The organism is Streptomyces thermovulgaris, from assembly GCF_002155915.1.
Taxonomy (GTDB): domain Bacteria; phylum Actinomycetota; class Actinomycetes; order Streptomycetales; family Streptomycetaceae; genus Streptomyces; species Streptomyces thermovulgaris.
This window is the reverse complement of sequence record NZ_MUME01000336.1, coordinates 1-8688: the sequence shown is the minus strand read 5'-3', so window position 1 is coordinate 8688 and position 8688 is coordinate 1. Positions and strand designations below refer to the sequence as shown.

Genomic DNA, 8688 nt, shown 5'->3' with positions numbered 1-8688 from the left:
CGGGCGAGCGCGACGCGCCGGACACGGCCCCGTTCCCCGGGAGCCGCATCGGGCCCCGGGCGCCGCACCGTCCTCCGCAAGGCGCTCCGCAGGCGCTTCGCCGGCGCGTCGCGCTCGCCCGAGCAGAAGGGTCGCAGATGAAACTCACCGTGGTCGGCGGCGGCTCGACCTACACCCCCGAACTCGTCGACGGCTTCGCACGGCTCAGAGACGTCCTCCCCCTCGAGGAACTGGTCCTCGTCGACCCGGCGACGGACCGCCTGGAGCCGGTCGCCGGTCTGGCCCGCCGCATCTTCGCCCGCCAGGGCCACGACGGCCGTATCGTCACCACCTCCGACCTGGACCGGGCCGCCGACGGCGCGGACGCGGTCCTGCTCCAGCTGCGCGTCGGCGGTCAGGCGGCCCGTGAGCAGGACGAGACCTGGCCTCTCGAGTGCGGCTGCGTCGGCCAGGAGACGACGGGCGCCGGCGGCCTGGCCAAGGCGCTGCGCACGGTCCCGGTCGTCCTGGACGTCGCCGACCGCGTCCGCCGCGCCAGTCCCCATGCCTGGATCATCGACTTCACCAACCCGGTCGGCATCGTCACCCGCGCCCTGCTCCGGGCGGGCCACAAGGCGGTCGGCCTGTGCAATGTGGCGATCGGCCTTCAGCGCAAGTTCGCCGCCCTGCTGGGCGTGGCCCCCGCCGAGGTCCATCTGGACCATGTGGGCCTGAACCACCTCACCTGGGAGACGGCAGTGCGCCTGGGCGGCCCCGAGGGCAAGGACGTGCTCCCCGACCTGCTGGCCGGCCACGGCGACACGATCGCCGAGGATCTTCGTCTGCCCCGTCCGCTCCTGGACCGCCTGGGCGTGATCCCCTCCTACTACCTGCGCTACTACTACCTGCACGACAAGGTCGTGGAGGAGATGCGCACACGGCCCTCCCGCGCGGCCGAGGTGGCGGCGCTGGAGCGCGAGCTGCTGACGCTGTACGGCGACCCGGCGCTCGACGAGAAGCCGGCCCTGCTCGCCCGGCGCGGCGGCGCCCACTACTCGGAGGCGGCGGTGGACCTCGCCGCGGCGCTCCTGGGCGGCGAGGGCAGCGCGTACCAGGTGGTCAACACCTTCAACCGGGGCACCCTGCCCTTCCTCCCGGACGACGCGGTGATCGAGGTGCAGGCGGCGGTGGGCCCCCGGGGCGCGACTCCCCTGCCCGTCCCCTCCGTCGACCCCCTCCTCACGGGTCTGATGGCGAACGTGGCGGCCTACGAGGACCTGGCCCTGGACGCGGCCCTGCACGGCGGCCGGGACCGTGTCCTCCGCGCCCTGCTCGCCCATCCCCTCGTCGGCCAGTACGAGTACGCCGAAGCCCTCACCGACCGGCTGATCGCGCACAACCGGGAGCATCTCGCGTGGGCCTGACCGCGAGCGTCCTCGCCATCGACGCGGGCAACAGCAAGACCGACGTGGCGGTCGTGACCGCCGAGGGAGAGGTCCTCGCCACGGCCCGCGGCGGCGGATTCCGGCCGCCGGCCGTGGGAGTGGAGGCGGCGGTGGACGCCCTGGCGGAAACGGTCGGCCGGGCCTGCGCGGCGGCGGGAGTCGCCTCGGCCGACCATGTCTCGGCCTGTCTGGCCAACGCCGATCTGCCCGTCGAGGAGCAGCAGCTGGCGGCCGCCCTGCACGCACGCGCGTGGGGCACGACGGTGGAGGTCCGCAACGACACCTTCGCGGTGCTGCGGGCGGGCGTGACCGAACCCCGCGGTGTCGCCGTCGTCTGCGGCGCCGGCATCAACTGCGCCGGCATGCGCCCGGACGGCCGCACCGCCCGTTTCCCGGCCCTCGGCCGCCTCTCCGGCGACTGGGGCGGCGGCTGGGGCCTGGCGGAGGAGGCCCTGTGGTACGCGGCCCGGGCGGAGGACGGCCGCGGCGAGGACACCGCCCTGGCCCGTGCCCTTCCCGCCCACTTCGGGCTGCCCTCCATGTACGCGCTCATCGAGGCCCTTCACCTGAAGCGCATCGACCGCCGCCGCTGCGGCGAACTGACCCCGGTGCTGTTCCGCACGGCCGCCCAGGGCGATCCCGTCGCCCGCTCGCTCGTCGACCGTCTGGCACAGGAGGTGGTGACCATGGCCACGGTGGCCCTGACCCGCCTCGACCTGCTCGACGAGGAGACACCGGTCCTCCTGGGCGGCAGCGTCCTGGCCGCCCGTCACCCCCAGCTGGACGCCGCCGTCCGCGACCTGCTGTCCGCCCGGGCCCCCAAGGCGGTCCCCCGCGTGGTCACGGCCGCCCCGGTCCTGGGCGCGGCCCTGCTCGGCCTGGACCACGTGGGCGCCTCCGCGCAGGCCCAACACAGGGTGCGGGCCCACTTCGAGCAGTGAGCCCCGAAAGGGGTGAGATCTCGGACGAGATCTCACAGGCGATGGGTCCTCAAAAGCCATGGGCTCGCAGAAGCGGTGATCCCCCGGAACACGCACGGCCCCGGAACCGCGCAGCCCGGAACACGCGCAGCCTCGGAACGCGCACGGCGCAAGAGCTGCCCGCCCCGTGTCCGGCCCCGGTCCGCCCGCGCTCCCGCCGACGTCCCGCAGGCGCCCCGCCAGTGCCCCGCAGGCACCGCCGAAGACGCCCCCGCTCCGGCCCGCAACGCACCGCGGGACACACCACCGGTTCAGGGGAACCGAACCGCTTCTCCCGGCGTATTCATGGGCATGGGGTGGGACGAGGCATCTACGCTGCGGCAGCGGCACGCACGGTGACGGATGACCACGGGGGGAGGTCACGGTGACACACTCACCGACGAGGTACACGGCACCACCGACCGCGCATCCGCCCACCCTTCCGGCGGTTCCCCCGCAGCCCGCGCCCCCGCCCTCGCGCCGTACGGCCCTGGCGGAAGCCGCGGAGCGCCTGCGGCACGCCGCCACCACGGAACCCGGCCGTCTCCGTGTCATCGGCGCCGCCCTGGCCCTTCTCGTGGTGGCCTTCGGCGCCGTCGCCGCTGTGCAGACCGCCGAGCGCGCCACGGCCGCCGGCGACGTCCTGCACCGCAGTCAGCCCCTCAGTTCCGACGCCGCGGCCGTCTACCGCTCCCTCGCCGACGCCAACACCATGGCCACCAGCGGTTATCTGGCCGGCCTTCAGGAGAAGGCGGCCACCCGTGAGCGCTACGAGGCCGACATCCGCACGGCCGCCGCCAAACTCGCCACCGCCGCCGCCAACTCCGCTCCCGGCTCCCCCTCCGCCGCCATCATCACCGAGCTCAACGAGCTCCTGCCCCGCTACAAGGGCCTGGTGGAGGCCGCCCGTGCCAACAACCGCCAGGGCTTCCCGGTCGGCGGCGCCTATCTGCGGGCCGCCAACGACATGATGCAGAAGAAGATGCTCCCGGCGGCCGAGGAGCTGTACCGGAAGGAGAACCAGCGGCTGGACGCCGACTACGCGAAGGCGACCTCGTACCCCTGGGCCGCCATCGCTCTCGGCGTCGCCGCCCTCGCGGCCCTGGGCTGGGCCCAGCGGCGCCTCTATCTGCGGACGAACAGGGTGCTGAACCACGGTCTGGTGGCCGCCACCGCGGCCACCGCCGTCGTCCTGCTGTGGCTGGTGGTCGGTCACAGCGTCGCGCGTGCGGGTCTGGACGACTCCCGCGCCCACGGGGTGCGCTCGCTGAACGTGCTGCACGAGGCCCGTATCGCCTCCCTCAAGGCCCGCAGCGACGAGAACCTGACCCTCGTCAGCCGCGGCGCGGTGACCAAGGAGCTGGAGGACGGCACGGTCATGGACGCCTACGAGTGGGCGTTCGACCAGGAGATCGACAAGCTCGCGAAGGCCCTGGCCCGCGCCGACCGCCTCGCCGACGACACCGCGGGCCGCAAGCCCGTGCAGAGGGCGAACGCGTCGATGAAGGCCTGGCGGTCCCGGCACGAACTGGCCCGTGGGGCCAATGACTCCGGCGACTACCAGAAGGCACGGGACCGGGTCGTCGGCATCGGGGCCCGCGACCAGTCGACGGCCGAGTGCTTCGACAACGTCGACGCCTCGCTGGCGTCGGCGCTCGCCCACGAGACGGACGAGTTCGAGCGGGCCGCCCGCGCCGGCGCGGCCGCGACGACCGGTCTGCCCGCCGGTTCCGCGGTGCTCGCGGTCCTCGGCGCGGCCGGAGCGGTGCTCGGCATCGGTCGCAGGCTGTCGGAGTACCGGTGAAAGGGGGCGGAGCGATGCGCGCACGACGTCTGCGGACCGGTATGAGGGGATGGGGCGGCGCGGGTGCGACGGCGGTCGTCTGCGTCCTGGTGCCGGTCCTCGCCCTGCTGCTGCCCCGCACGCATCCGCACCCGGCCGGCGATCCCGCCCCGGGCGGCCGGAAGGCGGCGCACGGCACCCGGGTCGAGGCGGTCGCCTGCCGGGACGACGAGGCCCACCACCGGAGCCTGTCCCCCTCGGACGCGGACGGCCCCACCCTCGCCGCCATCAGGGCGCGCGGCCATGTGACGGTGGGCGTCGACCAGGACAGCTACCGCTGGGGCTACCGCAACCCGAACAACCCCACCGGCGAGCTGGAGGGCTTCGACATCGACCTGGCGCACCGCATCGCCGAGGACATCCTCGGCGACAGGAACAAGGTCCAGTTCAAGGCCATCCCCACCAACGAGCGCATTTCCGCGGTCAGAAGCGGCCGGGTGGACATGGTGGTGCGCACCATGACGATCACCTGCGACCGGCTGAAGGACGTGGCGTTCTCCGCGCCGTACTTCCTGACCGGTCAGCAGGTCCTGGCCCCGAAGGCGTCACGGATCACCGGGTACGACTCCTCCCTGGCCGGCCGGAGGATCTGTTCGGCGGCCGGCTCCACGGCCCACGACCGGCTGTCCGCCGACAGGAAGAACGGCCGGCTTCCCGCCTCCGCGGACATCTCCACCACCGTCCCCAACCAGCTGGACTGCCTGGTGAAACTGCAACTGGGCGAGGTGGACGCGGTGGTGACGGACAGTGCGCTCGCCGCCGGGCAGGCCGCGCAGGATCCCGCGGTGGAGCTGAAGGGAAGGAGCTTCACCAAGGAGTTCTACGGCGTGGCGATGAAGCAGGGCGCCGACGACCTGGTGCGCCGGGTGAACCGAATACTGGAGAACTACCGCGAGGACGGGGGCTGGAAGGCGTCGTACGACAAGTGGTTGTCCGCCACGTTGGGTAGGGACTCGTCGTCGGCGGTCCCGCCGACGGCGAACTACCGGTGACAGACACGACACGAATGCAGCGAGAGGTGATCGATGAGCGTCACGGACCCCGCCGGGTCGGTGATGGACCGGGACGAGGTGGACCGTGCGCTGGCGCGGCTCGGCTCGGAGCACGAGGCCATCGAGACCTCGCTTCTCGCCCTGCAGGACCACGCGGGCCGCAGACTCCTGGAGGGCGCCGAGCTGACCGGCGTGACCAAGGAGCGCTGGGAGGCGACCGAGGCGTCGATCGCGCTGCTGTGGACGTACTTCGACGCCTACAGCGACGCGCTGCGCACCGCCCGTGAGATCCGTGCCCGCCGCCGCTGGTCCAGCCGCGAGGACCTGGTGGAGCTGACGGAGCTGCTGCGCGGCGAGCCGGTCACGGTCGCCGGCTCGGCGGCCGCCACCGCGAACGCGCCGACCCTGGCCGGTCCGGGCAGGCTGAGCCAGCGTTTCTCCCTGGCCGCGCTGGTGGAGCGGATGAACGAGCTGTACGCGGCCGCCCTGGACGTGGTGATCGCCGCCGACGCGGTGTGGTCGGCGCTGCCCGCCCGGATCGATCTGCTGGCCGCGGAGCTGCGGCGCACCCGCCGGCTCGCGCACTCGGTCGGCGTCCGCCCCGGCGAGCACCCGGCGGGGGACGACCTGGAGCGCATCACCCGCGCGCTGGCCAGGCTGCGCGAGGAGGTGATCTCCGATCCGCTCGCCTTCTGGGTGCCGGCGCGGGGCAGTTCGGCACCGGGCGGCGGCCGGCCGGACACCACGGTGTACGACCGCGAGGCGCGGGCGCTGGAGGAGGTGCGCCGGGAGATCGACGCCGTGCTCGGGGTGCGGCGGGACGCCGAGGAGCGGCTGATCAAACTGCGGGACGTGCTCTCGCGCGCGGAGCGCACGCTCGCCGAGGCGCGCACCGCGCGGGGCGAGGTGCTGGCGAAGATCGCGGCGACGGAGGTGCCGGTGGTCGGCGGCCCGCCGATCGCGCTGCAGGAGCAGCTGGCGCTGGCCGCCGAGTACCGCAGACAGGGCCAGTGGCACCGGCTGTCACCGCTGCTGGACTCCCTGGAGCAGAAGGCGGAGGACGAACTGCTGCGTGCCCGCGAGTCGTTGACGGCGGTCACCGCCCCGCTGGCGATCCGCGCCGAGCTGCGCGGCCGGCTGGACGCCTACAGGGCGAAGGTGAACCGGCACGGCCTGGCGGAGGATCCGCTGCTGGCCGAGCGGTACGACGCGGCGCGGCGCATGCTGTGGAGCGCGCCCTGCGATCTGCGGGTGGCCGAGCAGGCCGTGCTGCGCTACCAGCAGGCGGTGGCCGAGGCGCTCGGCGCGCGGGTGCCGGAGCAGGGCGGGCCCCGGGGCGGTGACGGCAGGGGGGAGCCATGAGCCGGGCGGGACAGGCGTGTCAGCGGCCGGAGTGCCAGGGCGCGTACGAGGACGTGGGCGGCGGCGAGCTGTACTGCGACACCTGCGGTCTCGCGCCGGTCGTCCCGGCGACCGGCGCGCTGGGCTCGCCGCCCACCGAGGTCATGGGCAGTGCCAGGAGTCCGCGGGGGCCGGCGGGCGGCTCGGCCCCGGGTGCGCGCACCTTTCGTGCGTCGTCGCGGTCGACGGGTTCCTCCCGGTCCCGTCGCTCGGCGTCGGGGCGGCTCTCGCGCTCGGCACGGGGCCGGTCCACCGGCCGTTCGGTGTCGGTGCGCGGCTCCGGCTCCGCGTCGGGCTCCTCCGGCCGCGGCCGGCTGGGCGCGGGGCTGGTGCAGGTGCCGCAGGTGCCGCGGCCCGATCCGCGGTCGATGGTGCTGCAGAACCCCGAGGTTCCGGAGCGGAAGCGGTTCTGCTCGCGTGCGGAGTGCGGGGCGCCGGTCGGCCGCGCGCGGGGCGGCCGGCCGGGCCGTACGGAGGGCTTCTGCACCGCGTGCGGCCACCCGTACTCCTTCGTGCCCAAGCTGAGGGCCGGGGACGTCGTCCACGGCCAGTACGAGGTCGTGGGCTGTCTGGCGCACGGCGGTCTGGGCTGGATCTATCTCGCCGTGGACCGGGCGGTGTCCGACCGGTGGGTGGTGCTCAAGGGCCTGCTGGACACCGGCGACGAGGACGCGATGGCGGCGGCGATCTCCGAACGGCGTTTCCTGGCGGAGATCGAGCACGCCAACATCGTGCGGATCTACAACTTCGTGGAGCACCTCGACCCGCGCACCGGCTCCCTCGACGGCTACATCGTGATGGAGTACGTCGGCGGCAAGTCGCTGAAGGAGATCGCCAACTCCCGCCGCACCCCGGACGGCAGGCGCGACCCGCTGCCGGTGGAGCAGGCGTGCGCGTACGGCATCGAGGCCCTGGAGGCGCTGGGCCATCTGCACAGCCGCAATCTGCTGTACTGCGACTTCAAGATCGACAACGCCATCCAGACCGAGGACCAGCTCAAGCTGATCGACATGGGCGCGGTGCGCCGCATGGACGACGACGAGTCGGCCGTCTACGGCACGATCGGCTACCAGGCGCCGGAGGTTCCCGAGGCCGGCCCGTCGGTGGCCAGCGACCTGTACACGGTGGGCCGTACGCTCGCCGTGCTCACGTTCGACTTCCAGGGCTACACGACCGTCTACGCGGACTCCCTGCCCGATCCCGACAGCGTCGAGGTCTTCCGCCGCTACGAGTCCTTCTACCGTCTGCTGGCCCGCGCCACCGACCCCGACCCGGCCCGCCGGTTCTCCTCCGCGCAGGAGATGGCCGAGCAGCTGACGGGCGTGCTGCGGGAGGTCGTGTCCCTGCGGACCGGCCGGGCACGGCCGGCCCTGTCGACGCTGTTCGGGCCGGAACTGCGGGTGACGGACACGGAGTTGTTCCCCCCGCTCGACGGGGACGTGTCCCGGCTGGGGGCACGGGTGCCGCGCAGGCGCAGGTCCGCGCGGGCGCTTTCCGCCGGGGCGGGGCACGGCGGCGGCCCCGGGGCACCGCACGCGCCGGCCTCGCCGGGGCTCGTCAAGCCCGTCGACGCGCCGGCCGCCGCCCTCGCCCTGCCGGTCCCCCATGTCGACCCCACGGACCCGAACGCGGGTCTTCTGGCGGGTCTGCCGGCGTCGGCTCCCGCCGAACTGGCCCAGGCGCTCGAGGCGGTGCCCGCACCGTCCACCGAGACCCGGCTGCGCCAGGTCCGCGCCCGGCTGGAGACGGGTGAGCCGGACCGCGCGCTGCGGATCCTGGAGGCCCTGGAGCAGGAGGACCCGGACGACTGGCGGGTCGTCTGGTACCGGGGCGTGGCCTCCCTGGTCACCGGCGACCACGAGCAGGCGGCCCTCGCCTTCGACGCGCTCTACGACGCCTTCCCCGGCGAGGTCGCGCCGAAGCTGGCGCTCGCCCTGTGCGCGGAGCTGCTCGGCCGGCTCGACGACGCCGCCGGGTACTACCGTCTGGTGTGGTCGACCGATCCGAGCCAGGTCGGCGCCGCGTTCGGTCTGGCCCGTGTCCAGCTCGCCGCCGGGGACCGGCGGGGG

The 8688-nt window shown here is 74.1% G+C and carries 6 protein-coding genes; all 6 read left to right on the top strand.

From position 1 onward, the window contains the following. The first annotated feature begins 137 nt into the window (after positions 1 to 137). Complete coding sequence (locus CCN35_RS23160) at positions 138 to 1403, top strand: 6-phospho-beta-glucosidase (RefSeq protein WP_067398268.1); 1266 nt, start codon at positions 138 to 140, stop codon at positions 1401 to 1403. Then, positions 1394 to 2365, top strand: coding sequence for an N-acetylglucosamine kinase (locus tag CCN35_RS23155; protein WP_086794168.1), 972 nt, complete (start codon positions 1394 to 1396; stop codon positions 2363 to 2365). The genes CCN35_RS23160 and CCN35_RS23155 overlap by 10 nt, the downstream gene beginning before the upstream one ends. 403 nt (positions 2366 to 2768) lie before the next feature. Continuing rightward, positions 2769 to 4187: a hypothetical protein gene (locus CCN35_RS23150; protein ID WP_086794165.1), complete on the top strand. Its 1419-nt coding sequence runs from the start codon at positions 2769 to 2771 to the stop codon at positions 4185 to 4187. A 14-nt stretch (positions 4188 to 4201) separates the two neighbouring features. Continuing rightward, the gene (locus tag CCN35_RS23145; RefSeq protein ID WP_067398261.1) at positions 4202 to 5218 is read left to right on the top strand and encodes a glutamate ABC transporter substrate-binding protein; all 1017 of its coding nucleotides are present in this window, start codon (positions 4202 to 4204) and stop codon (positions 5216 to 5218) included. Positions 5219 to 5251: 33 nt separating this feature from the next. Then, complete coding sequence (locus CCN35_RS23140) at positions 5252 to 6580, top strand: coiled-coil domain-containing protein (protein WP_067398259.1); 1329 nt, start codon at positions 5252 to 5254, stop codon at positions 6578 to 6580. Next, positions 6577 to 8688 (top strand): serine/threonine-protein kinase (locus CCN35_RS23135; protein WP_086794171.1); only part of this gene is annotated, 2112 nt, incomplete at its 3' end. The genes CCN35_RS23140 and CCN35_RS23135, both read left to right, overlap by 4 nt.

Bases quoted from the DNA above. Each gene is read 5' to 3' on its own strand.
- CCN35_RS23160 (WP_067398268.1), top strand. From the start codon at position 138: ATGAAACTCACCGTGGTCGGCGGCGGCTCGACCTACACCCCCGAACTC.
- CCN35_RS23140 (WP_067398259.1), top strand. From the start codon at position 5,252: ATGAGCGTCACGGACCCCGCCGGGTCGGTGATGGACCGGGACGAGGTG.
- CCN35_RS23145 (WP_067398261.1), top strand. From the start codon at position 4,202: ATGCGCGCACGACGTCTGCGGACCGGTATGAGGGGATGGGGCGGCGCG.